The sequence below is a fragment of the Microbacterium jepli genome (assembly GCF_047237905.1).
GTDB lineage: Bacteria > Actinomycetota > Actinomycetes > Actinomycetales > Microbacteriaceae > Microbacterium.
Window position 1 is genome coordinate 756,944 of sequence record NZ_JBDFLW010000005.1, and the last position, 24,956, is coordinate 781,899.

Consider the following 24,956-nt stretch of genomic DNA (forward strand, 5'->3'; position numbering starts at 1 on the left):
GTCGGTGCCGCTCCCGCCGGTGTCTCGAAAAGCTGTAGCTTTACGAGACGCCAGTTCATGTGTTCGGGATGCGGTGATACGGAGCTCAGCGACCCGAGGGCTTCTGCGGTGAGCTGATACCCCCGGCCTATCTCAGACCGTTGGGGATCGTGTCGTTGTCGTCGGACGGAGTCGATGCGCGGTGACCGTTGACGAATGGGGTGGGCTCGGGGGTGGGGTGCCGAACGGTCTGAATGATCATCAAGGCGACGCCGAGGAGAGCGACGAGGATGGATGCCCAGATGTTGGCGGGAATGCCGAGGGGCGCGTCGCTGGTGGGGTCGATGCGGATCGCTTCGAGTCCGCTACGCCCGATGCCGTACCAGATCAGGTAGATAGCCAGGCTTCGTCCCCATCCGAGCGTGAGGCGTCGCTCGAGCACGACGATGAGGGTCGCCCCGATGAGGTTCCAGATCATCTCGTAGAGGAAGAGGGGGTGGAACAGTGTGCCGGCGGGGAGGCCGGCGGGGAACATCGGGGCTGCGGGGAGAATCTCAAGTCCCCAGGGCAGGGTGGTGGGGTTTCCGAACAGTTCCTGGTTGAAGTAGTTGCCGAGTCGGCCGATGGCCTGGGCGACGAGGAGTGCGGGAGCGAGAGCATCGGCAAAGGCCCAGAAGCGGAGCCCGGCGCGGCGGCATCCGATGTAGGCGCCGATCGCGCCGCCGATGAGGGACCCGTAGATGGCGTTGCCGCCGTCCCAGATAGCGAACACGTTCCACAGGTTCGCGCCAGGGTAGAAGTAGTCGGAGACGTGGGTGAACACGTGGTAGAACCGTGCCGCGATGATACCGAGCGGAACAATCCAGAATGCGATGTCGATGACCGCCCAGGGTTGCACGCCTCGTCGGCGGAGCCTGCGGTCGGTGATCAGGACGGCGGCAATGATGCCGGCGATGATGCACAGTGCGTAGGTGTGGATAGTGACCGGACCGAGCTGGAAGCTTGCCCATGCCGGGTCGGGGCTGGGGATGCTCGCAGGGTGAATGTTCAAAGCTGTGTTCCTTCGCCGTCGGGAACGACGTTCAACGGTCGGGTCGGTTCGACCGGGGGACGGTGGGTGCTGACGAGGAACTCGTCCACGTTGGGGAGGTGGGCCCGGACGCTGCGGTTCGCGTCGACGGTGATCGCGTCGAGCTGCTGCCGGGAGGCGCCGGCGGTGACGGTGAGTATCGCGTCGCCTTCGAGGCGGTGTCCGTTCCAGCGCAGCCGGATGCGGTCGACCCGGTCGATGCCGTCGACGTGGTCCAGGGCGTGCGCGACTTTGTCGACGAGTTCGGGTTCGACGCCGTCGAGGAGGCGGCGGCCGACGCTGCGGACGGTGCCGATGAGGAGGACGAAGATGGCGGCGGAGATGATCAGCCCGACGATCGGGTCCGCCAGCGGGAATCCGAGCAGCACACCAACCCCGCCAGCGACCACGGCGAGGGAGGTGAACCCGTCGGTGCGGGCGTGGATGCCGTCGGCGACCAGGGCGGCGGAGCCGATGCGCTGTCCGACGCGGATCCGGTACACGGCGACGATCTCGTTGCCGAGGAAGCCGATGATTCCGGCGGCGATCACCCAGCCAATGTTGGTGAGCGGCTGCGGGTGGATGATGCGGTCGACGGACTGCCAGGCGGCCACGATCGCGGACAGCGCGACGACGAACACAATGAACAACCCGGCGAGGTCCTCCGCGCGGCCGAGCCCGTAGGTGTAGCGGCGGGATGCGGCGCGCCGGCCGAGGATGAACGCCACCCACAGGGGGACGGCGGTGAGCGCATCCGAGAAATTGTGGATGGTGTCTGCCAGCAGCGCAACCGAACCGCTGAAGAACACGACCACCGCCTGCAAGACCGTTGTTGCCAGCAGAATCAGCAGGCTGATCTTCAACGCGCGGATACCGGAGCTGTTGGCTTCCATGGCGTCGTCGATGGAGTCGGCTGCGTCGTGCGAGTGTGGCACGAACAGCCCGTAAACAAACCCCTTGAACCCAGTCGGATGGGTATGACCGTCGCCGTGGTCATGACCACCGTGCTCGTGCCCGTGCTCATGCGCGTTTCCGTGCGCGTGCTCGTGCTTTTGCTGGTGCGCGTGGCCGTGCCGGTGTGCGGTGTGGTGCTCGTTGCCGGTGGTCATTCGCTGATTCGATCCGCGTGGTGGTGGCGGGGGGTGTCGCCAAGGGAGTGTTCGGCTTGGAAGATGGCGTCGGCGACGAGGCGGGAGGCGTGCTCGTTCTCCAACCGGTAGAACACCTTTTGTCCTTCTTGACGGGTCGCGACGATGCGGGCCAGACGAAGCTTGGCGAGATGCTGCGATACGCCGGCCGGGGACTTGTCGACCGCTTCGGCGATGCTGTTCACCGACAGCTCCTCCGCGTCTTGCAACGCGAGGATGATGCGCACCCGAGTCGCGTCGGCAAGCATCCCGAACACTTCCACGGCCAGCTCCACATAGGAGCTGTCCGGCCGATACCCGCATTCCTGCTTATCTACGCTCATACGCAGATACTACGCCTGTGTGGCTTCGAGGACGCCCCAGAGATTGCACGGCCGGCCCATCTGCCGTCTGTGGCGCCTTCAGTGGTGCCGGCGGCCTTCACGGCCGCCCTCGTGATCGTGATCGTCGTCGTCGTCGTCGTCGTCGTCGTCGTCGAGGAGCATGCCGACGGACGTGGCGCAGGCGTCGCCGCGCCACGCTTCGGCGCCTTCGCGGATGGCGAAGGCCGCGATGATCAGGCCGGCGATAGCGTCCGCCCACCACCACCCGAACAAGCTGTTCGTGATCAGCCCGGCGAGTACGGCGGCCGACAGGTAGGTGCAGATCAAGGTCTGCTTGGAGTCGGCGACTGCGGTGGCGGACCCCAGCTCGCGTCCTGCTCGGCGTTCAGCCAACGACAGGAACGGCATGATCACGACACTGAGGGCCGTGATGACGATGCCGAGCGTTGAATGCTCAGCCTCGACCCGACCGATGAGGGCGAACACGGACGAGACGGTGACATAGGCGGCGAGGGCGAAAAACGCGATCGCGATGACCCGCAATGTGCTCTTCTCCCATCGTTCCGGGTCACGGCGGGTGAACTGCCACGCGACGGCGGCGGCGGAGAGCACTTCGATCGTGGAGTCCAGTCCGAACCCGATCAGCGCCGCCGAGGACGCGACCGTGCCGGCGGTGATGGCCACGGCCGCTTCGATGATGTTGTAGGCGATGGTCGCGGTGACGATCCACCTGATGCGGCGTTGCAGAATGTGTCGGCGGTCGCCTGTCACTCGCGGAGCGGTGGTGCTCATGAGCAGGTGCAGCTCTGCCCCGCGCAGCAATCGGGCTCCACGTACAGCACGACCCGGAGCAGCTCGTCCAAGGCGGGGGCGAGGTGGGAGTCCGCGAGGCGGTACCAGGTGCGGCGCCCATCAGGGACCGCCTCCACGAGTCCGCAGCCGCGTAAGCACGCGAGCTGATTGGACATCACTTGACGAGAAACCCGCAAGGCAGCAGCCAGATCGGACGGATACGCGGGGGCCTCCCGAAGCGCCAACAGCACGCCCGTGCGGGTGGCGTCAGAGAGCGCATGCCCCAGCCGCGCGAGTGCAGCCGTGTGCGTCGCAGTGGCAGTGGTCGTCATCGCGGACATCCTCGGATAGTACAGGAAATGCTGAACAAACCGTCGCCACGCAGGACCGCGGTCCGTGCCATCCCGGAATAATGTCGACCTCTGCGGCGCTTGATACCCTAGGGGGGTATGGTATGCGTGTGAACGGTTACGACAGCAACAAGGACGATCTCCAGGCTCGGCTTCGGCGCATCGAGGGTCAGGTGCGGGGAATCTCGCGGATGGTCGATGAGGACAAGTACTGCATCGACATCCTCACGCAGGTGTCCGCCGCGACAAAGGCGCTGGAAACGGTCGCACTCTCGCTGCTCGGCGATCACGTGCGCCACTGCGTCGCCGAGGCCTCTGCCGAAGGCGGCCAGGTCGCCGCGGAGAAGATCCGTGAAGCCAACGACGCCATCGCACGTCTCGTCCGCTCCTGAACGACTACCCCACCATTAACCGGAGGACACACCATGACTGACCGCATCGACCTCGGGCTCAAAGAGGCCACTAGCGCAGGCTGCTCTTGCTGCGCCGCGCCGGCTTCCGCTGCCGACATGCCCACTTCCGCGGCGTCGTCGGTGACGGAGGAGGTGCTGGTGTCGGGGATGACGTGTGCGCACTGCGTGTCCAGCGTCACCGAGGAGATCACCGGTATCGAGGGCGTGCAGAACGTCACCGTCGACCTACATGCTGGCGGCGCATCCCGGGTCACCATTCAGAGCTCCACTCCGATTAGCACGTCCGCGGTGAAGGCAGCCGTGGAAGAGGCCGGCTACACCCTGGCCGACAGACAGGTCTAAAGCACTTCGACGCGACGCAACGAAGGAGGCTCTGATGAGCCAGCACGATCACTCCCCGCACCCCGTGAACCCCCGCGATCACGCCGCCTCGACTGCCACCGCGAACGATAATGCGGCGATGGGTCACACCGGTCACGACGACGCCCCGGCGCCGGCCGCAGGGCATGTCGATCACGGGCACGCGGACCATGGCGGTCACGCGGGTCACGGCGATCACGTTGCCCGGTTCCGGCGACTGTTCTGGATCATGCTGGTCCTGGCCGCCCCGGTCGTCGGGTTCTCGATGATGTTCTCGATGCTGCTCGGCTACCCCCTTCCCGACGCCGCATGGGTCGGATGGGTGTCGCCGCTGCTGGGAACAGTCATGTACGTGTGGGGTGGTGCCCCGTTCCTCACCGGCGCGGTCAGTGAGCTCCGCGCCCGCAAGCCCGGGATGATGCTGCTGATCGCGCTGGCGATCACGGTCGCGTTCGTCGCGTCCTGGGGTGCGAGCCTCGGGGTGCTGGATCACGAGCTGGACTTCTGGTGGGAGCTGGCGCTGCTGATCGTCATCATGCTCCTGGGCCACTGGATCGAAATGCGCTCCCTTGCCCAAACCACCTCCGCCCTGGACTCCCTCGCCGCGCTTCTCCCGGATGAGGCCGAGAAGGTCGACGGGGACACCACCGTGACCGTTGCTCCCGCGGACCTGCTGGTCGGGGACGTTGTCGTGGTCCGCCCCGGTGGCCGGGTGCCGGCGGATGGTCGGATCGTGCAGGGCTCGGCCAGCATGGATGAGTCGATGATCACGGGCGAGTCCCGCCCGGTGCGCCGCAGCGACGGGGACCCGGTGATCGCCGGGACCGTTGCCACCGACTCCGGAGTGCGGGTGGACATCACCGCGGTCGGTGCGGACACTGCCCTGGCCGGGATTCAGAAGCTGGTCACCGAGGCACAGAACTCTTCCTCCCGTGCGCAGCGCCTCGCCGACCGCGCCGCCGGGTGGTTGTTCTGGTTCGCGCTCGGCGCGGCCTCGATCACTGCGATCGCGTGGACGCTGCTGGGTTTCCCCGATGATGCTGTCGTTCGCACCATCACGGTGCTGGTGATCGCGTGCCCGCACGCGCTCGGGTTGGCGATCCCGCTGGTGGTGTCCATCGCCACCGAACGCGCCGCGAAGGCGGGTGTGCTGGTGAAGGACCGGCTGGCGTTGGAGAGCATGCGCACCGTGAACACGGTCCTGTTCGACAAGACCGGCACGCTCACCAAGGGCACCCCCGGCGTCACCGCCATCGACCCCGTCGTCGGGGTCGACCCCGACGAGCTCCTCGCCCTGGCGGCCGCCGCCGAAACGGACTCCGAGCACCCCCTCGCGCGCGCGATCGTCACCGCTGCGAAAGAACGTCAGCTTACCGTCCCGCGCGCCAGCGACTTCGCATCCTCACCCGCGGTCGGTGTTCGCGCGCTAGTCGACGGGCGGACTGTGCAGGTGGGTGGCCCGTACCTCCTCGAACAAGCCGGGGCGAGCGAGCTGCCCGTCGCAGACGAGTGGCGCGAGGAGGGCGCGATCATCCTGCATGTCCTGATTGACGGGGTCGTGGCGGGTGCGTTGCGGCTCGCGGACGAGATCCGCCCCGAATCCCGAGAGGCCGTGACCGCGCTGCAGGGCCGCGGCGTGCAGGTGGTCATGATCACCGGTGACGCGGAAGCCGTCGCCGCATCCGTAGCCAAGGAGCTGGGCATCGACCGGTACTTCGCCGGTGTCCGCCCCGAAGACAAAGCCTCCAAGGTGAAGCAGCTGCAGAGCGAGGGCCGGAAGGTCGCAATGGTCGGCGACGGGGTGAACGATGCCCCCGCCCTCGCCCAGGCTGACGTCGGTATCGCGATCGGCGCCGGCACCGACGTCGCGATCGCCTCCGCCGGGGTGATCCTCGCCTCCGACGACCCACGCTCGGTGGTGTCGGTGATCGAACTGTCCCGGGCCAGCTACCGGAAGATGACCCAGAACCTGTGGTGGGCAGCCGGCTACAACCTCCTCTCCGTCCCACTGGCCGCCGGAGTGCTCGCCCCGATCGGGTTCGTGCTGCCCATGTCGGTAGGAGCAATCCTGATGTCACTGTCCACCATCGTGGTCGCCCTCAACGCCCAGCTGCTGCGGCGTCTGGACCTCAGCCCGGACGCCGTCATTCGCCGCAACTGAGAGGGGTGTCGTACCGTGGAAGGACGAGGGAGGTGACATGTCGCTGATCGCACTCACAGAACACCTGCGCGCCGGCCGCTCGATGGCCCGCACGCTGCTGCTGCTGATCGCTCTCACCGGCGCGGTCATCATCGGCCTGCTGGCCATGCACTCCCTCAACACTCACACCGCCGCGGAAACCGGCCACCACGCCACCATGGCCACCATGGCCACCACCGACCCTTCCGGGATGAGCACCGACTCCCACGCGGGCGCGACCGCCGCGGTGGATGACGGGTGCCCGGATTGCGGGTCGGACCACTCGAGCATGTTCGCCATGGCATGCGTCCTCGCCCTGCTGGCGACGGTGCTTCTCCTGGCCCGGCCGACCGCGGTCCGCCAGTGGCTCGCGCGTTTTCCCCGACCGGGACCGCCTGCGATCTCACCCCCCGGGATCCCGGGTCTTCGCCCTCCTTCTCTCACAGTTCTCTGCATCAGTCGTACGTGACGCGTCCGAGCCTCGGCGACCCTGCCGCAGGCTCCCATTGACTGACGCACGCCGGTCTCCCTGACCAGGCGCACCCTTTCACGTACCCCTTTTGGAGAACCCTGATGAGAATTCGTACCGCGGCGACCGCCGCACTGGCCCTGGCCACCGCACTTACCCTCGCCGGCTGCGCAGGCAACACCGCCGGTTCCGGCTCGATGCCGGGCATGGACCACGGCAGCAGCAGCAGCAGCGCCTCACCGTCCGTGGTGATGGCGAACTTCAACGACGCGGATGTGATGTTCGCGCAGATGATGCTCCCGCACCACCAGCAAGCCGTCGAGATGGCCGACATGATCCTCGCCAAAGACGGCATCGACGCCGGTGTGATCACACTCGCAGAGCAGATCAAAGCCGCCCAGCAACCCGAGATCCAGCAGCTGCAGGGATGGTTAGAAGAGTGGGGCGCCGACACCGGCACCAGCTCGATGGGCGGCATGGACCACGGCGGCGGAATGATGAGCGACCAGGACATGCAAACCCTCGACGCCGCCACCGGCACCGACGCGTCCCGCCTGTTCCTCGAGCAGATGACGATGCACCACGAGGGCGCCGTCACCATGGCGCAGGACGAGGTCGACAACGGCCAGAACTCAGACGCGGTCGCGCTCGCGCAGACCATCGTCTTCACGCAGACGGCCGAGATCGCCACCATGAAAGAGCTGCTCGCGCAGCTCTGACGCACCCCCGGTGAGGGACACCCCGCAACGGGGTGTCCCTCACCCCGGACTCGAAAGGGTGCCTATGCGCGTTCCCCTGCGCGCGACAGTATGCCTCGTCGCGCTTCTCACTCTGACCCTCACCGGGTGCGTGGCCGCCACGCCGCCCACTACCGGCATCAACCACGCGACCGCAATGCCGCACGTGCACGCGATCGTGGCCGCGCCGGATGGTGAGGGGTTCCTGCTCGGCACCCACGACGGCATCTACTCCGCCACCGCGGACGGGCGACTCGGCGCCCGAGTCGGCAGCGACAACCTCGATGCCATGGGCCTGACCGCCCTCGGCGGAGACCTCCTCGCGTCCGGCCACCCCGGCACCCGCACACCCGCGGACCTGGGCGAACACAACCTCGGCATCATCCGCAGCCAAGACAGTGGGACGACGTGGGATCCGGTCGCGTACACGGGGGAGAAAGACTTCCACGCCCTCACCGCCAGCCCGGACGGCACTCTCTACGCCCAAGCGACCGACGACAACGTGCTGCTTGTAAGCACCGACCGGGGTGTCAGCTGGGCCCCGACCGGTAGCAGGCTGCAAGTCTTCGCGATCGTCGTCGATACAAGCGGCCGCGTTATCGCGACCACCGCCGATGGGCCCCAGGTCAGCAACGACCGTGGCGACACATTCACCCTGGTGCCCGATGCGCCCACCCTGTATCCGCTGGCTGCGTCGCCTGACTATCAGCGGCTCGTCGGCGTGGACAGCAAAGAGACCATCTGGACCAGCAGCGCCAGCGATCCGATCTGGCGGAACGTCGGAACCGCGCACGGCTCGGCCCAGGCCATCGTCATCACCGACGCCGGAGACATTGCCGTCGTAGACGACAGCGGACTCACCCTGCTCCCCATACCCGCGGCTGGCTGACCCGCTCATCTGAAAGAGACCACTCTTGTTCACGCATCCACCCACCACCGAACACACACCCCTGCGCTCCCGGAGCAGACCTTCGACCGGCGCCCAAGCGCCGCTCGCGCCCGCAGCGACCAAGCAGCCCGAAGCTGTCCTCACGCGACGGCAAGCCCGCACCCGCACACAGCCATCCGAAACAACCCGCCAAGATCCACCGACACGCACCCCCGCGAAACCGCCGCAAGACGCCTTCGATGCCGCTGCCCACCTGTTCTCGTTCACACCGAAAGCAACTGCGCCGTCCGCGCCGACTTCGGCGCGCTCGTTCGCGTTCGCAGCGGAGCCCACCTTGACGCCGACCCATCCGCAGCCACACTCTCGGGCGCGAGCACTGTTCTTGTCTGTGAGCGTCCTCGGACTTGTGGCGATGCTGACCGTCGGGATGACCGTTGATGCCGAGGCGCTCCCGCACGAGCACACAGAACCGGGGACCACTCCGGTGGACAGTTCACGGCCCGAAGACATCCAGGCGTACGTCACACCCGAACAGACGCAGGCCACTCCCATCATCACTCGCGACAGCTACTCCACCGCCACCCTCGTGGATCTCGCCGGGAACGAGGGCATCACGAACTACTCCAGCGCAGTATTCACCAACAACCCGGACTGCACCATCCAATGGCCCTACGCCGTCGGGGTTCCGATGACCTACGGATTCGGCATGCGCGACGGCAAGATGCATGAAGGCACCGACTTCGTTCCCGGCGCCGGGGCCCACATCCAAGCCATTGCCGACGGGGTTGTCAGCACCTCGACTGAAAACGGCGGCGCCTATGGAGTCACCGTCGTCATCAACCACCTCGTTGACGGACAGCTCGTCTCCACCCGCTACGCCCACATGGAATACGGTTCCCGACAAGTCGAAGCCGGCGACACAGTCAGCGTCGGCCAATACGTTGGCCGTACTGGTAACACAGGACGGTCCTTCGGCGCCCACCTACATCTCGAGGTACTCAAGGACGGGACCACCGCCATCGATCCGTTGCCCTGGCTGAAGGAACACTCCGCCTGCTGACGACGAACGTCCGGCATGCGCGTGTACGCGAACCCGAAGCGTCGGCACTCACTGGGACGTTCAGCTGACGCGGCGGGCTCGTCGGCGGGCAGATGGCTGCCGAGTCACCTCACTCATCCATCTCCAACTCACCCATTGGAAGCGAGCAGCGACCGGAAGCCTGCCGTTGCGGTGAGACCGCCTGCCGCATCAACGGTGAGAACATCGATCGCCCACCGAGCACACGCGTCCCGCAACGTAGGTTCCCCGCCGGCGACGATGGCGGTCGCGAGGACGTCGGCGGTCAGGATGTCCTCAGCGAGAACACTCACTTGAACGAACGTGGGGGCCGCGCCGGTGTTCCAGATGTGGTCACCGCGCTCGGCGCTCCCTGAGGTGGCTACGGCGCGGTGCCCGTCACGAAGTTCAACCGCACACAAGAGTTCCGCGCGGTGGGCGGGATCGATGATTCCGGTGAGCCAGCCCCCTCCTCCGGGACGTGTTCCCGAGGTGAGCAGATCTCCGCCCACGGCAAGTGTCCAGTCCTGGCATCCTGCGTCCGCAAGAAGGGCGCCCGCATCGCGCATCGCGAGCGCTTTGACGACCCCGTTGAGGTCAAGGACCCCGTCGGGGCGGGTGGGGCTGAAAGCGCCGCCGGTGCGGATGCGCCACTCCGACGCTAGTTCGTAGGAGGCGCGTACCTGCACGCTCCCGTCGGTGATCTTTCCGCGTCCAGCGTTGATCTGACTCAGCTCGGAATCTGGCCGGTACAGGCTGAAGCGGGCATCCGCGTCGCTGAACACCGCCTCGATGTCGTCCCAGGGGACGAGGGCGGCGTTCGGGTCCGGCACGTCCAGTGAAACAACGGTGCCCATGGTGGGAAATACGTGGCGCATCAGGAGCGTGCCTGATCGAGCGCGGATTGCACCGAGGTGAGGTACCCATCGGTGGTGTAGGTGGCTCCGCTCACATTGGAAACCTTCGCGGATTGGGAAGCGATGACCTCTTGACGTAGCAGGGGGGCGGCATGGTTGCTGATCTGTGCGGATTCACGATCCCGGTTTGTGAGCTGCAGCGCACTGACATCGGTGATCTGGCCGCCGGAGACCGTCACCTGCACCTGCACGTTGCCGTATCGCGTTTGCGTACTCGCACCCGTAAAGGTGCCGTCTTTCAGACCGCTGCTGGGGGCAACCGCGGCGGATGGCGTCGATGGGACGGGGGGCGTGTTTCCCGTGCCGGCGGGGACGCTGGCACTGAGGGGGGTGGTGCCCAGCGTGGCGGCGAGGGTGTGCGCCCCGATCTGCCATCCCCCGAGGAGTAACGCTACGGAGGCGAGGACACTTGTGAGGGTTGCGCGCTTCACCAGTCGAGCCTTTCTGCGTGGATGTGGTGTTCAGGGACGCCGAGGGATCGAGCTTCGGCCTCCACAGCGTCCAGCCAGGCGCTGGGACCGCACAGGTAAAGGTCGGAGTGCATCAGCTTCGGGAAGATGCTCTGCAGGGACACACCGCGGGCAGCGTCCTCCGCCGCCAGCCAGCTCGACACCCCGGCGCCACGGTGACCTACTGACCGGTACAGGGTCGCGTCTTTCGCGGCCGCGATCTGTTCGATCTCGTCCCACAGATACATCTCATCGCGGTCACCTGCGCGCAGCAGGATGGTGGCTTCGCCCGGTGTAAGGGGGGAACTTTCCAAGAGCGTCCGTGCGGGAGTGACGCCGATGCCGGCGGCGATGATCGCAAGTCGTGGGGAAGTCCGAGCAACATCGGAGAACAGTCCGTAGGGGCCTTCCATCGAGACCCGTGTGCCGGCCGGGACCCTGCCGATGCGTTGGCTGCCAGCCCCCAGATCCCGCACAGTGATGCGTACGTGGCTGTCGCTGGGCATTGCCGACAGGGAAATAGGGTGCGAGTGGTACCAGGTCTTGCCTGTCCAGAACCGCCAGATCAGGAACTGTCCGCCCTCACTGCGCAGGCGGCGGAGGTTCCGGCCGCGCAGATGAATGGACACCACCCCCGGTGACAGAGTCTCCGTGCCAGACACCGTGATCTGGTGCCGCAAGGTGGACACGATCGGGGTGACGAACCTGCACACGACGATCGCCGACAGTGCTGTGACGTACAGCGCGATCCAATACACCTGCTGCCAGGTACCGGCCGCCAGGACACCGCCGTTACTGAACTGATGTGGCACAGCGAAAATCACCGCCGCGTAGCTGAGGAGATGGATGAGATGCCAGCCCTCGTAGCTGAACTTGCGGCGCACCGCCACCAGCGAGGTCACCACGACCGCGATGAACAATCCCATCGCAACGAACGCGAGCGGCATGTCGGGAAGCGCGAGCATCGCCTCAATCTCCGCAATCGGGTCGATGCCGGCAGACATCCCGTACCCCACCAGCAGCAGGAGGCCGTGAGCGAGCAGGAGGTAAAGAGCGGGTTTTCCGAGACGACGGTGAGTCGCGATCGCGCGATCGTGGCCCACGGTGCGATCGATGATCGGCACACGCGCGGCCAGCAGCAGCATGACAAGGACGAAGTCCGTGCCAACCAGCCCGGCGATGATGCCCAGACCGGTCACCACCCCCGCGGTGCTGGTCCAATCCGCCAGGCCACCGTATGCGAGATACAAGGCGGTGGCGGCGGCGCCGGAGGCCCACAGGAGTGTCACCAGGAGGTCGGACATCCGCGCCCGGCGGGCGTACTGACGTCGCCTGTCCACACGTGGGACCCGGAGGCCCGGTGCGGAGGTGGCGGGAAGCAGTGTTGCCTGCTGTGTGCTCATGGATCGAGCATCAGCAGAATTCCTATGCTCCGCCTACGGGAAGCGGGCCCCTGCGGTGTGAGAGTTCACATCTTCGGCAGGTGCACGGTCACAGCGAATCCAGGTGCCTGATTCTCCAGCGTCACGCTGCCGGCTGCGGAGACGACGATAGCGTGCACGAGGGCGAGGCCCAGTCCGCTGCCTCCGGCGTCGGCGGACCGTCCCGCATCCGGGCGGCTGAAGCGCTCGAACGCCTTGTCGAGGAACTCCGGTGGCATACCGGGACCATCGTCCGTGACGGTGAGGTCCGCTCCTTCGAGGGTGAACGTCAACGCCGCCTCGACTGTCCCTCCGGTGGTCACAGCAGTGACCGCATTGTGAAGGAGGTTGTCGAGTACTCGGCCGAAAGAGCGAGGATCGATGCGGTACTGGTGCGAGGAGTCGGCTCCGGGTAGTTGGAGGCTCACCGTCACAGACCGTCGCAGTCCGAGCATTCTGGCTCGGTCTACCGCGCCCATCAGCTCTACAGTAAGTGCATGGCTGGATGAGGTGGGTTCGCGCCCGTTCTCGGTCTCGAGGCGGTTCAATTCGAGCAGGTTGGTTGCCAGTGCCGCCAGCCGGGCCGCGGAGGCCTCGGCCCCGCGCAGATGCGTCTCGAGCGCGGTCGCGTCGCCGGTGTCGCCGCAGGCGAGTTCGAGCTGCGTGGTGAGTGAGGCCAACGGGGTTCGGAGCTCGTGTGCGGCGTCGGAGATCATCTGTTTCTCGCGGGTCGCGGACGTCCGCAGCCGGGTCAGCAGTTCATTAAGGGTTGTCGCGAGGGCTGCGATCTCGTCGCGGGCACGACCGACAGGCAGTTCACCCTCCAACGTGTTTCCCAGCTCCACCGCAGCCTTCCGCATGCGCGCGACCGGGCGGAGGGTCACTGTGGCGAGCACCCACGACGCGGCCCCGAACCCTGCGAGCAGGAGGACGCCGCCGAGGATCAGCACGCGGTCCAGTCCATCGACCGCAAGCTCACTGGAAGAGGTGCTCCGGGCGGACCACAGCGCCCAGGTGCCGGAGCTGGTGGGCACGTCCTGGCCTATCACGATGTAGTGGCGTCCCGTTGCGTCGGTGACGGGGAACTGCTCGGCCCCTGCCGGCCGATTCGTGACGAGGGTCGATATGTCGCGTGGGAGGGAATCCACTTCGACTCGACCGTCAGGGCTGCGCGCGTACACGAGGACGCCAGCGCCGGGGTTATCGACTTCGGCGGTGGGGTTTGAGGCGATGTCCGCTTCAAACGATTGCAGGTCGCCTTGCGCGAGTGCCGCGTCAGCATCAGCTAGGACTGTCCGAAGTTCGCTGCGGACGATGATAAGTGCGATGGCGATGAGTACGGCAGCGACCAGCACACTGCCGATGGTGATGCGGGCGCGAATCGTCAGCCGCCGCATCAGGGCTTCACCTCGAACACGTACCCGCTCCCGCGAACGGTCGCGATCCGCACTCCGGAGTCAATGGGATCCAGCTTGCGGCGAAGGTAGCTCACGTACTGGTCAACAACAGTCCGGTCGATGTGGTGTCGTGTTCCCCACACGTCGTCCAGGATTTCTTCCCGTGTGACCACGGCGCCCAGATGGGTCGCGAAAAAGCGCAACAGCGCGAACTCTTTGATACTCAGGGGCAGAGTCGACCCGTTGAACGATGCGCGCACGGTTGCCGAGTCCAGCTCGAGTCGTCCGATTCGCAGGGTCGGTTTCGGGGTTGCCGAGTCGCGGCGGACCAGAGCCCGTATACGGGCGCTGAGCTCCGCGAACGCGAAAGGTTTGATCAGATAGTCATCCGCCCCGGAATCCAACCCGTGGACTCGATCGTCTACGGAGTCCCGAGCGGTGAGCAGCAGGACGGGCAACGTGCTGCCCCGAGCGCGAAGGTGCCGGCAGATTTCGAACCCGGACATTTCAGGGAGCATCACATCGACCGCCGCGGCACCGAACTCCACGGTCGCGGCTGCAACGAGCGCGTCGATCCCGTTCTCGACCAATGTGACGTCATAGCCCTCGTCGCGGAGTCCTGCCGCGACCAGAGCGCCCATCTGTACGTCGTCCTCAACGAGAAGAATGCGTGTCATCATCAGCCCAAACGGGTACCCAAAAGGGTTCCCACAGCGAAAGTCGCTGCGAGAGCAAGCGCCCCGCCGATCACAACGCGGGCGGTGGCGCGCGCGACACTACTCCCACCGATCCGTGCGCTGACGGACCCGGTAAGAGCCAGGGCGAGGAGAACAGCAGCGAAAGTCACCGGAACCCGCCACCCCTCCGGGGGAAGCAGGATCGCCACCAGCGGAAGGATCGCACCGACGAAAAACGCGAGAGCCGATGCTCCCGCTGCCTGCCACGGGCTGACGACGGTGTCCTCGGTGATGTTGAGCTCGGCGTCCAGATGAGCGGCCAGCGCATCGTACGCGGTGAGTTCTTTCGCTACCGTCAACGCCGTCGCCTCCGACAAACCTTTCGACCGGTAGATCCCGGCGAGTTCTGTCAACTCGTCATCCGGGCTTGTGTGGAGTTCCTGAATCTCCTTTCCGATCAGGGCGCGTTGGCTGTCGCGTTGACTGCTCACCGACACATACTCACCAAGCGCCATCGAGATCGCGCCGCCCACCAACCCCGCGATGCCGGCGGTCGCGATCGCAGGCAGCGACGCCGTGGCCCCGGCAACACCGACCACGATCGCAGCGATCGAAACGATCCCGTCGTTCGCGCCGAGGACGCCGGCTCGCAACCAATTCAACCTGCCCGCGATGGCGGCATCGTGCGGTTCGCCCGGATGCCCGCCGCTCACCGGACGGGTCTTCCGCTGGCGCACCGGCACACGTCACGCGCTTCAAGGACTCTCGCAAAGAGGGAACCAGCTCCACTCACGATGACGGTGTACCTGATCGTGCCATTGCAGCTCCTCCTGATGACCGCGGTGAAACAATGATCCTCGAATGATGCGTCCGATCAACGAGCGGGTCTCCCGAACAGACGCCTCTCGATGGTCCCACTGTTTCACCGCCCACATCCGCGATACTGCAACCTCATCGGGAATGCTCGACCACTACCGGAAGTGCGACGCTGCCGAACGGACCATGATCTCCAGCCCGTGCCGTCGAGAGGCGCCGGAGGGCTTCCTGATCCACGCTGTTTCGACGTCGGCGGTGAGGGCGGTCGCCCCCGCCCTGCTCACCGGACGTGAGCAGGGTGGGGTGTCCGGCGTGATGGGGTCATAGCCGGTCATGTTGTCGCACGGCAACTGCGCGATAGTCGACAGCGCGCCCGCGAGGGCCACCGATGTGGGAAGTCCCGCTTCCGCGGACGGCGATGGCGGTGTGTAGGTGAGGGTTTGTCCAGTGTGTCGGGGGTGGTTACACCGCTCTGGCGGCAGTTGTGCGGGAGTTACGCAGTGTGTCTCCGGCCATCCGGGCCGCTTCGGTAAGCGTGAGGTGGGGAAGGTAGCAACGCGCGATCGCTACCGCGACAGCGGGCAGCATGGCCGCGTCCGGGTACAGGACCCAGAGCGTCACGAAATCAGGCTGGAACTTGCGTTTGAAGCTCAGCAGAGACCGGAACCCGTATCCCGGTTCGATGAGGTCCCCGAGCCGCGTGAGGAGTCGGGTGAGTACCTCGGCCCCTCCCGTGTCGGACGGGAGTGTGGATGCCAGAGGTGACCCTGAGAGGCTCATGCGGGCAAGTCCGAGGATCCGCATGTGGTCGGCTGCGGCGCCGATCACGAACTCCATGACGCCGTTCATCGCGTCGGTTCGGCGGCGCATGAGATCCAGGGTGTAACCGTTGATGGCGCCTTCTTCGCCGTAGATCGGCAGCCAGCTCGTGACTGCTTGTACCCGGCCGGTGTGATCGGTGGCGAGCATGATCCGTACGGCCGGGTCGAGGATCTCGTCTACCCCTCCGAGGGTGAACTCCATTTCAGGTAGCCGCTTGTCTGCCACCCATCCCTCGGAAATCTCACGGATCTGCGTGTGTTCTGTCCGTGTGAGCTCTTTCCAGCTTGCCCACTTCGCGGTCACGTTCTCGCGTGCGGCGCGATTTCCGGCGGTGCGGATGTCCTGCCGTCGCTTCCCTGACGTGTTCCACAGTTGGGGATCAAGCGTCGCTTCCTCCGCCACGGGAAGTCGCTGCCAGCCGAGCTGCTCGTATGCCGGCGCATGCGGGGTGTCCACGCTGTAGAACACGGGTGTCCACCCGTGTTCTCCGCAGAACTCCACGAACTCGTGCACCACGTCCGGGTGGTTCCTGTCGCGTCCGAAGGCTCCCCCAATGGTGACGGCGATGGCACCGTGGGCGCGGAAGGCGAAGGCAGCATCACGGTTTGCGGAGAACCAGTACCGGTTACCTGTCCACGTGGTCATGAAGGACAGACTGTCTCCCCCGCCCGCTTCCAGGAGCGAGCGTGCGCGAAAACGATCGGCCGCACCTTGAACGGCGCTGGGAGCGAACAGCAGCCGTCCGGTAGCAGCCAGCAGTGTCGACCAGAGAAGCAGAGACGGCAGATACCAGCATGCCTGCGCCCACGCCGAGGATGGCAGGTATCCCAAGACGTCCGAAGGAAGCAGCGTCGGTGGGAGCAGCCGAAGTGGCAGTCCGATCAGAGTAGTGCTCACCGAAACGACCGGCACATAACCGTCAGCTACAAGGAGCGCACCCACGAAGGCGATGGCTGAGGCGCCGGAAACGGCGGCAACGGCCGTGATGAGGAAAGCGGTTCGCGCTGTGACGGTCGAGGTGGCACGAACCTCTTTGCGGAACACGATGAGCACGACGAGCACGACCAAAGGGACGATGGCGCCGACGACACCTCCGACGACCGTCTGCGAGGCGTACTCCCGCGCTTCGGTGTCCTGGCTCTGCGCGATCGCTTTTAGCGTGTCGACTTGAATGACGGAGCAGTAGTACAGCATCCCGATGAAGAGCAGTCCGTTGAGCGCCACGGCGATCCACAAGGCCGCGCGTCGCCCGCGGAGAATGCCCCATGCCGCGAGGACAGCGACTCCGACGGGAAGAAGAGCGATGAGCCCTGCCGCTGGTTGAAGGACGTCGGCCGGGGTCACCCCTACAGGGCACGGTGCGGTGGGAGAACCGTACGCGCAGACCTGACCGTTGATCACCATGACCGGGTCGTTGGAGAGAAGCCCGTACACGGACAGCAGCCCTGCGCCCGTTCCAGCGAACGTCGCAACGACCGGCCCGACGGCCGTGACGAAGGTGAGCGCGGCGAGCAGCACACGCTTTTCATGGTGGGAGCTGCGGACCAGCCGCAATCCGGGTTTTCTGCCACCCAGCACGGAGCCGAGGAGAATCCCGATGGGGACGGCGAGCAGCGAGAACAGATCGTTCGACCCGCCCGCGTACAGGTAGATGGTGACAGCGGCGAGGGTGGCGAGGAGCCGGATCCGTCGACGCCACAAGGCGGTGGCGAAAGAGCTCGCCGCAACGCATGTGCAGAGTGTGGCGGCAAGCGGCGACAGGCTGTCGACGCGTGGGGGGGTGAGAGGGAGGAAGTCGAGATACAGCTCCGCGAGTTGACCGACCCCGACGCCGGCCACCGAAGCAAGGATGCCACCGGCGACGTAACTGCTGAGTGTTCGGATACTGCCGAAGGTTGTTTCGGCGGCGCCGATGGTGAACAACAGGAACGGCAGAAGGATCAGAAGCCCCCAGGGGCTGGCGACGGTGAACAGCGAGGTGAGAGTGGCGGTCCAGTGGGCGGGATCGAAGATCGACGGGGTGCTGGTGGATGGGAGGGAACCGTCCCATCCCGGAAGAATCGTCCCGATGATGCTGAATATGGTCACCGCGCCGGCGAGGACAAGGGTCGCGGGGTGCCGGCGCACCCAGTTTCTGGAAACGAGCGCGGCCGCCACCGCGGTGCCCCGCATGTGCGCAGTCATCGCAGTACCCCTGTTCGGGTGGGAGCGGGCGGTGAGGCGACCGGTGATGCGTTCAGCGGAGCGGTGAGGTCGTAGAGGATGTCGGTTCCGATCGTTCGGGGGCGGAAGTGGGTGCGTACCCACGCTCCGATGCGACTCTGGTCGTTTCCGAGGTACCAGTGGATTTCTCCGTTGGTGACGAGGGACTGGAACTGTTCGAGTGTGGGCACGGGGTCGCTCCGCTTGTAGCCGCCGATCGGCATGATCGATGTGCCGCTACTGAGCTGATATTTCGCCGCTGTGGTGGATCCGAAGCTGGTGGCGGCCGCCCATCGGTAGTTCGCAGCATCCGTTTGCAGCGCCGCGCGCATGTCGGTGTCGATGTGGTACGTGAGAGAGGCATCAGAGCTGGTGGGGGCCACGGCTCCCGCGTTAGCTCCTGCGTGCGGGCTTCCGGCGATGGTGAGAGACATGAGCAGGGGGCCGATCAAGAGGCTGACCGCCCCGACCGCGAGAAGCTGCGGGAACGGGGCCGGCCGGAGGGGAAACATGATCGCGGCCGCCGTGGTCATGCCGAGAAGGATGATGACCGCCGCCCAGGGGGCGAGAGCGAGCTGGTCCCCGACGAGGAGGATCGCCGCCCACACGGCGGAGCCGAACAGGACGGTGGACAGGATGAGACGGCTCCGCAGACGGTGCCGGTCGCCCCACAGCATGCTGACGGAAAGTGCGAGCGTGCAGGCCAACGGGGGAACGAGCGCCACCGTGTAGTACGCGTGGTATATGCCCCGCATGAAGCTGAGTCCCGCGACCGTCGATAGGGTGCATCCGGCGAACAGCACAAGCGCCGCGACCCGGACATCGGGGTGGCGCCACGACTTCCTGAACAACGCGGCGGCGCTGGCGGCCAGGACGAGCGCGGCGGGCAGGATCCATCCCACAAGCTGCCCGGATGCTCCCACGAACAGTCGATCAATCCCGGGGCCGTCCGCGCTTGTTCCGTTTCCGCTTCCCCCCAGAATGCGGCCGAGCCCGTTGTATCCCCACGTGAGGGTGAGGAAGTTGTTATCGGCGCTGCCCCCGATCCAGGGACGGTCCGCGGGTGGTGTGACCAGGACGACCAGCACCCACCATCCCGCGGATGCGGCCAGGAACATGGCGGTGACCGCGACATGTCTGAGACGGCGGAGGAAGCTGCCTTTCCCCGCCCAGAACATGACGGCGATCACGGCCGGGAGGATCAGGAACGCTTGCAGCTGCTTGGTGAGGAACCCCGCCCCGAACGTAATACCCACGATCGCGAACCAGACGGCACGATCGGTGCGCACGGCCCGCACCGTGGCGTAAAGAGTGAGCGCAAGGAGGAAGGTGAGCAGGGCATCCGGGTTGTTGTACCGGAAGATGAGCGCTGCTGCCGGGGTGAGGGCCGCGGTGGTGGAGGCGAAGAACGCCACCGCGGGGCGATCCAATAGTCGGATCGTTGCGTACACGGTCAGGACGGTGCCGATGCCCAGAAGCGCTTCCGGGAGAAGGACCGCGAGAGGGCTGAGACCTAGCAGCCGTACCGACAGTGCCATCAGCCAGAGGCTGGCGGGTGGCTTGTCGACGGTGATGAGGTTTCCCGGGTCGGAAGACCCGTAGAAGAAGGCGACCCAGTTCGTGGAGCCTGCCTGCGCGGCCGCGGAGTAGAAGGCGTTGGCCCATCCGGTTGACCCGATACCCCACAGATACATTCCGCCGGCAAGAGCAGCAAGAACGGCGTAGGCGAGGAGGTCGGTTCGCCGGTGTCGCGTCTGCATCGTCATGGGTGCGCGGAGGGTGTGGTGACGAGAAGGGGATGTTCTTCGGGGGCGGTGACAACCTGTGTTGTCGAAGCGTGCGCGAACACCCAGACCCGGAGAAGGACGAAACGCATCATGGTCGCGATCAGGTTGGCTGCGGTCAGGACGCTCAGTTCCACCCACGCACTGGCGTCGGGTGCCACCGTGTGGAGACCGACGAGCGCACCGGATGTCATCACCCAGGCCAATCCGAATACGGCGATCCCTTGCAGATGATGCCGGGTGCGGTGGTGAGGGCCTCGGACCCGGAAGGTGAAGGAGCGGTTCGCGGCGGTGTTGGCGATGGCGGTGATGAGGAGCGCGGCGAAGTTGGCTTGCTGTGGGGCGAGGACCTGACTGAATGCGAGGTACAGGACAGCGAACGCGACAGTGGAAAGCACCCCCACGAGGATGAATCTCAGTACTTGTCCGACAAAGGTCGGCCGAGCGGCGGGGCGCAGGGGCTTGCGACCGAGCTCAGCGTAAATCGCGGGGATGGGAATGCGTCCTGTGCCGAGGTCCCGTGTGACGCGGAGAAGCCCACGCACGTCCTGCGTAGCCGTGACGAGAATGTCGACGCTGCTGCGTTCGTCATCGACCCAATCCACGGGCACCTCGTGGATGCGTAGTCCTGCCCGTTCGGCGATCACCAGCATCTCGGTGTCGAAGAACCATCCGGTATCGATGATGTGCGGGAGGACGGTGCGGGCAACGTCTCCTCGTATCGCTTTGAAACCGCACTGGGCGTCGGAGAACTCCACCCCCATCGTTTGGCGCAGAAGCAGGTTGTAGGCGCGTGAGATCACCTCACGTTTCGTTCCACGGATCACCCGGGAGGACCGGGCCATCCGGGTGCCGATCGCGATATCCGAGTGCCCGGACAGGAGCGGCGCGATCAGGGGTGGAAGGGCCCGAAGGTCGGTGGACAGGTCCACATCAACGTAAGCCAGCACTGTTGCCGGAGACCGCAGCCACGCGACCTTCAGAGCATGACCGCGACCCTTGGTGTCAAGGCGCAGGTACTGAACATGGGCCATGGTGGCGTGAAGGCGAGCCCCGATGCGGGGGGTGGCGTCGTTGCTTGCGTTGTCGGCGATAGTGATGACCCACGACTGCGACATGGTGGCGCTCAGGAAGCGATGCAGAGTTCCGATCGATTCGGCGAGCACCTCCTCCTCGTTGTATACGGGCACGACCACTTCCAGCACCGGCGGATGTGTCCAGTCCATCTCAGGGTTCCGTCCTGTCTGTTTCGTCCGATGAGGTGTTGGCGTCGGCGACGGTCAGGGTGTCAGCGTCGCCAGGAGTGTGCTGAGGGCGGTGGTCTGGGCGGCGGGGTCTGGTGAGGTTGCACGCACCGATGTGAGGACAGCGTCGATCTGCCCGTCGATGACACTCCACCCGGTACCGTCGAGGGGTTCGAGGGTGGGCTGATCGGCGTCCCACGCTTTTTCCAGATCTGCCACACGAGCGACCGCGCCTGCCTGGTCACCCGCCTGTACCCGGGCGAGCGTGTCCTGCACGATCACCTCGTACGCCGTGATGTTGCTGGCCGGGAAGTTCTGGGTGGCGGTTTGGCCAGGAGCGAGGGTGACGGCCGTGGCGGGACCTTCTTCGCTGGCAGCAGCGGTGCTGTGGGGTTGCGCGGCGGCCCACACGAGCAGGCCGGCAGCGATCGCCGCGACGCCGAGGAAGTAGCCGATCATCACCCGTTCGCGCTGCGGTGTGGTGGTGATGCGCGCGCCTTCACGTCGGTTTTCGACGGTGTCGGCACGGGTGACGCTGAGGTAGATGACGGTGGCGAGGATGGCGGTGAGGAAGATGATGCTGGTGAGTCCGACGCCCAGCCCCAGGCCGCCGTCGCTGGCGGGGAAACCGAGCCAGTCGCCGAGGTTCGCGCCGAGGGGGCGGGTGAGGATGTACGCCAGCCAGAACGAGAGCACAGCGTTCGCGCCGAGACGCCATCCGATAACGACGGCGATGATAAGTCCCGCTGGCAGGAGAACAGAGATTCCCGGGCTCCAGCCGGTGAGCTCGAGGATCCAGTCGCCCGAGGCGGTCCCCAACGCGAAGGTGGTGAGGATGGCAAGCCAGTAGAACAGCTCGCGGCGCCGGGTGGTGATGCTGTGGATCGAAAGAGTGCGCTGGCTGTACCACCAGATTGCGAACACGACACCAAGGATGAGAGCGAACACGGTGGTGCTCGCAGCGAGCGGCACGCCGAGGTCGTCAGTGAGAATGTCGGTGTAGAGGGTGCCGGCGACGCTGACGACAACGACGGTGAGCCAGTAGACGAAGGGCACGTACCGCCGCAGCGTCAACTGCCAGGTGAGGACACCGGCAAGGATGACGGTGAACAAGACCGACGTGAGCTCGAGTCCGACGCCGAGGGTCATGTTGATCCAGTCGGCGAAGCTTTCACCAACTGTCGTGCACAAGATCTTGATCACCCAGAACCACACCGTGATCTCGGGAACCTTGCTGAGCATCTCGCGGCCAGTCAGAGCGGGCGGCGTCTTCGTCGAAGTGGTCACAGGCGAGACGGTATGGAGGAGTCGCTAAGAACCCACTCAGAATCCCGGGCGCAGTGTATTGCCCGCTGTTGTCCTGCCGTGGAACCACCGCTGCGTAGGAAACACGCCCTCACCGGTGGGGCACACGCCACACACGTCGGTGAGTAGATCGATGGCTCTTCGGCAACCGCGGACCGCCGCCGTGGTCTGGTGGAACGCGGCCGGGCGGGGCGGGCTGTGGAGCGAGCGGTCGGGGATGCGCCGCGGAGGATTCGGAGGAACGCTGCCCAACGGGCGATGACGACACCTGCCGCCAGAACGAACTGATGCCGAAGCCGGCGACGCAAGCTCTCGCCACCGTCAGCTGCCGCGCGGAACGAGCGGACTCGTCAGAGGTAAGCCCCGGCTGCGGGACCCGCGGCGGCGTCCCCATCTGTCCATTGCACCCGGGAAGGGAACCGTGTGTGCGTCGGGCGTGACGGAGAGTGGCGGGTTGGCGGGGCGTGTCAGGTGAGGGCGGCGCGGGGGAAGCGGAGGGTGATGGTGGTGCCCTCCGCGGAGGTCGTGGTCACGAACGCGGCGCCCCCGTACCGGTGGACGGTGTCCTGCACGAGGGAGAGTCCGATGCCGAATCCGGTGCGGGCGCTCCCGCCGCCGTCGACGGCGTTGGCGGATCGGGCGAACCGGTCGAAGATGCGGTCCGGGCTGATGCCCTGAATCCCATGGCCCTGGTCGGCGACGCTGATCAGCACCGCCCCACGCTGCATGAACGCGGTCACTCCAACGCTGCGGCCGGGTGGTGAGTGTTTCACGGCGTTATCCAGCAGCGACACAAGACAGCGGTGCAGGCTGGTCTCCGGAACGGCGACGGCCAGATCCGCTGATACGGCGACGGTGCTGATGGTCACGTCGCGATCGCGGGCGAGGGCCCGCATCGCGGCGACGGCGGACTGAACGGCGGGGCCCACCCGGAGGGGTGTGACGGGGCCGTCCGGCGAGATGTCGATGGAATCGAGAAGGTCGGAGACCACGGCGTTCAGTGCCCGAGAGTCGTTGCGGAGCTCGGCGACCAGCTCCTGTTGGGGGTGGCCGGTGGGGAGTTCGCGGGCGAGGACCTGGATCCGCGCGTCCACGATCGCGAGGGGGGTGCGGAGCTCGTGCGAGGCGTCCGCGACGAACCGTCGTTGACGGCGTAGCGCGTCAACGAGCGGAGCGACGGCTCGGCGTGTGACGAACACGCTGAGCGTCCCGGCGAGCAGAACCGCTGCCAGTCCGATCACCACACCCCACACGATCAGGTCCAGGCCGCCGATGTCCACGACGGTCTCGTGGGTTCCCGGGCTGAACAGGTCGCCCGGGGGGATCTGCGTGAACACGACTGCCAGGGCTGCGATGAGCACGGCGACGACCAGGACCGTGACGCCGAGGGTGATGGAGAGCCCGACGCGGCGTGCGGCGTTGCGGACGAGAAGGGCGTCCGGGTCGGAGGTTCCGCGGGTGGGTGTCACAGCATGCCCAGCCGGTATCCGCGGCCGCGGACGGTCGTGACGATGTCCGGATCGGTCTTGCGTCGCAGGTAATGGACGTACGTGTCCACGGTGCCGGGGGTGTCGTCGGCGGAGAACACGGCGCGGAGGATGTCGGCGCGGCTGAACGTGCGCTGCGGGTTCACGGCAAACAGTTTCAACAGTTCCGTCTCCCGGTCGGTGAGAATCGTGCGCCCGTCATAGGGCGAGTACACGGCACGGGAGTCAGGGTAGAACTCCCACCCGCCGATGCGCACGAACGGCCCCTCCCCGGTTCCCACACGCCGGATCGCGCGGAGCCTGGCGAACAGTTCATCGAACTCGAACGGTTTCACCAGATAGTCGTTCGCGCCGGCATCCAGCCCGCGCACCTTGTCCTGGACGGTGCCGAGCGCGGTGAGGATCAGCAGGGGTGTGGTCGCACCCGACGAGCGCAGCGACTCCACGATCGAGATGCCATCCATGGACGGCAGCCGCCGATCAACAACCATCACATCGAACGGATCTTCCTGCGCGGCGTCCAAGCCGGCCCGGCCGTCAGGAATCAACGTCACCTCGTACACCTCGTCCAGCACGCGCGCCATGATCGGGCCCAGCTGCGGGTCATCTTCCACCAGCAGAAGCCGAGGCCTGGTCTCACCCATCACGCACCCCCTCCCACGATTGTCGC

Annotated in this window: 24 protein-coding genes; 7 read left to right on the top strand and 17 right to left on the bottom strand. The window is 66.1% G+C overall.

Annotation, left to right across the window (positions count from 1 at the left end):
* Positions 1-127 precede the first annotated feature (127 nt).
* The 5 genes from lgt to ABC304_RS07845 form a co-directional block, all read right to left on the bottom strand.
* Complete coding sequence (gene lgt / locus ABC304_RS07825; RefSeq protein ID WP_412932865.1) at positions 128-1,024, bottom strand: prolipoprotein diacylglyceryl transferase; 897 nt, start codon at positions 1,022-1,024, stop codon at positions 128-130.
* 2 nt (positions 1,025-1,026) lie between these two features.
* Positions 1,027-2,157 (bottom strand): cation diffusion facilitator family transporter, encoded by a 1,131-nt coding sequence (locus ABC304_RS07830; RefSeq protein WP_412930032.1) that lies wholly within the window; start codon positions 2,155-2,157, stop codon positions 1,027-1,029.
* Positions 2,154-2,519, bottom strand: coding sequence for an ArsR/SmtB family transcription factor (locus ABC304_RS07835; protein WP_412930033.1), 366 nt, complete (start codon positions 2,517-2,519; stop codon positions 2,154-2,156). Before ABC304_RS07835 ends, ABC304_RS07830 begins: the two co-directional genes overlap by 4 nt.
* A gap of 78 nt (positions 2,520-2,597) precedes the next feature.
* Positions 2,598-3,311 (bottom strand): cation efflux transmembrane domain-containing protein, encoded by a 714-nt coding sequence (locus ABC304_RS07840; protein ID WP_412930036.1) that lies wholly within the window; start codon positions 3,309-3,311, stop codon positions 2,598-2,600.
* Positions 3,308-3,652: an ArsR/SmtB family transcription factor gene (locus ABC304_RS07845; RefSeq protein ID WP_412930037.1), complete on the bottom strand. Its 345-nt coding sequence runs from the start codon at positions 3,650-3,652 to the stop codon at positions 3,308-3,310. Before ABC304_RS07845 ends, ABC304_RS07840 begins: the two co-directional genes overlap by 4 nt.
* 119 nt (positions 3,653-3,771) lie before the next feature.
* On the opposite strand from ABC304_RS07845, the gene ABC304_RS07850 reads away from it, so the two are divergent.
* From ABC304_RS07850 to ABC304_RS07880, 7 genes are all read left to right on the top strand, one after another.
* A complete protein-coding gene (locus tag ABC304_RS07850; RefSeq protein ID WP_412930039.1) occupies positions 3,772-4,053 on the top strand; it encodes a metal-sensitive transcriptional regulator in 282 nt (93 codons plus the stop codon).
* Positions 4,054-4,086: 33 nt separating this feature from the next.
* Positions 4,087-4,416 (top strand): heavy-metal-associated domain-containing protein, encoded by a 330-nt coding sequence (locus ABC304_RS07855; RefSeq protein ID WP_412930040.1) that lies wholly within the window; start codon positions 4,087-4,089, stop codon positions 4,414-4,416.
* Positions 4,417-4,450: 34 nt separating this feature from the next.
* Complete coding sequence (locus tag ABC304_RS07860) at positions 4,451-6,595, top strand: heavy metal translocating P-type ATPase (protein ID WP_412930041.1); 2,145 nt, start codon at positions 4,451-4,453, stop codon at positions 6,593-6,595.
* A gap of 37 nt (positions 6,596-6,632) precedes the next feature.
* On the top strand, positions 6,633-7,082 hold the full coding sequence (locus tag ABC304_RS07865; protein ID WP_412930042.1) for a DUF6153 family protein: 450 nt from the start codon (positions 6,633-6,635) through the stop codon (positions 7,080-7,082).
* A gap of 104 nt (positions 7,083-7,186) precedes the next feature.
* The gene (locus ABC304_RS07870) at positions 7,187-7,801 is read left to right on the top strand and encodes a DUF305 domain-containing protein (RefSeq protein ID WP_412930043.1); all 615 of its coding nucleotides are present in this window, start codon (positions 7,187-7,189) and stop codon (positions 7,799-7,801) included.
* A 64-nt stretch (positions 7,802-7,865) separates the two neighbouring features.
* Positions 7,866-8,708: a F510_1955 family glycosylhydrolase gene (locus tag ABC304_RS07875; protein ID WP_412930044.1), complete on the top strand. Its 843-nt coding sequence runs from the start codon at positions 7,866-7,868 to the stop codon at positions 8,706-8,708.
* 388 nt (positions 8,709-9,096) lie between these two features.
* Positions 9,097-9,768, top strand: coding sequence for a M23 family metallopeptidase (locus ABC304_RS07880; protein ID WP_412930045.1), 672 nt, complete (start codon positions 9,097-9,099; stop codon positions 9,766-9,768).
* Between the two features lie 128 nt (positions 9,769-9,896).
* On the opposite strand, the gene ABC304_RS07885 is transcribed toward ABC304_RS07880, so the two are convergent.
* The 12 genes from ABC304_RS07885 to ABC304_RS07940 form a co-directional block, all read right to left on the bottom strand.
* Positions 9,897-10,622, bottom strand: coding sequence for an FAD:protein FMN transferase (locus ABC304_RS07885; RefSeq protein ID WP_412930046.1), 726 nt, complete (start codon positions 10,620-10,622; stop codon positions 9,897-9,899).
* A gap of 20 nt (positions 10,623-10,642) precedes the next feature.
* Positions 10,643-11,113: an FMN-binding protein gene (locus ABC304_RS07890; protein ID WP_412930047.1), complete on the bottom strand. Its 471-nt coding sequence runs from the start codon at positions 11,111-11,113 to the stop codon at positions 10,643-10,645.
* Positions 11,110-12,534 (bottom strand): ferredoxin reductase family protein, encoded by a 1,425-nt coding sequence (locus ABC304_RS07895; RefSeq protein ID WP_412930048.1) that lies wholly within the window; start codon positions 12,532-12,534, stop codon positions 11,110-11,112. Before ABC304_RS07895 ends, ABC304_RS07890 begins: the two co-directional genes overlap by 4 nt.
* Positions 12,535-12,599: 65 nt before the next feature.
* Positions 12,600-13,949: a sensor histidine kinase gene (locus ABC304_RS07900; protein WP_412930049.1), complete on the bottom strand. Its 1,350-nt coding sequence runs from the start codon at positions 13,947-13,949 to the stop codon at positions 12,600-12,602.
* A complete protein-coding gene (locus tag ABC304_RS07905; RefSeq protein WP_412930050.1) occupies positions 13,949-14,629 on the bottom strand; it encodes a response regulator transcription factor in 681 nt (226 codons plus the stop codon). The genes ABC304_RS07900 and ABC304_RS07905 overlap by 1 nt, the downstream gene beginning before the upstream one ends.
* Positions 14,629-15,339, bottom strand: coding sequence for a VIT1/CCC1 transporter family protein (locus tag ABC304_RS07910; RefSeq protein WP_412930052.1), 711 nt, complete (start codon positions 15,337-15,339; stop codon positions 14,629-14,631). The genes ABC304_RS07905 and ABC304_RS07910 overlap by 1 nt, the downstream gene beginning before the upstream one ends.
* A gap of 565 nt (positions 15,340-15,904) precedes the next feature.
* Positions 15,905-18,448 (bottom strand): bifunctional lysylphosphatidylglycerol flippase/synthetase MprF, encoded by a 2,544-nt coding sequence (locus ABC304_RS07915; RefSeq protein ID WP_412930053.1) that lies wholly within the window; start codon positions 18,446-18,448, stop codon positions 15,905-15,907.
* Complete coding sequence (locus tag ABC304_RS07920; protein WP_412930054.1) at positions 18,445-20,232, bottom strand: ArnT family glycosyltransferase; 1,788 nt, start codon at positions 20,230-20,232, stop codon at positions 18,445-18,447. The genes ABC304_RS07915 and ABC304_RS07920 overlap by 4 nt, the downstream gene beginning before the upstream one ends.
* A complete protein-coding gene (locus ABC304_RS07925; RefSeq protein WP_412930055.1) occupies positions 20,229-21,476 on the bottom strand; it encodes a glycosyltransferase in 1,248 nt (415 codons plus the stop codon). Before ABC304_RS07925 ends, ABC304_RS07920 begins: the two co-directional genes overlap by 4 nt.
* Before the next feature lie 54 nt (positions 21,477-21,530).
* Positions 21,531-22,709, bottom strand: a complete 1,179-nt coding sequence (locus ABC304_RS07930; RefSeq protein WP_412930056.1) for a COG4705 family protein — start codon at positions 22,707-22,709, stop codon at positions 21,531-21,533.
* A gap of 557 nt (positions 22,710-23,266) precedes the next feature.
* Positions 23,267-24,268, bottom strand: coding sequence for a sensor histidine kinase (locus tag ABC304_RS07935; protein ID WP_412930057.1), 1,002 nt, complete (start codon positions 24,266-24,268; stop codon positions 23,267-23,269).
* Entirely contained in the window at positions 24,265-24,930 is a 666-nt protein-coding gene (locus tag ABC304_RS07940) for a response regulator transcription factor (protein WP_412930058.1), read from the bottom strand. The genes ABC304_RS07935 and ABC304_RS07940 overlap by 4 nt, the downstream gene beginning before the upstream one ends.
* Between the last annotated feature and the right edge of the window lie 26 nt (positions 24,931-24,956).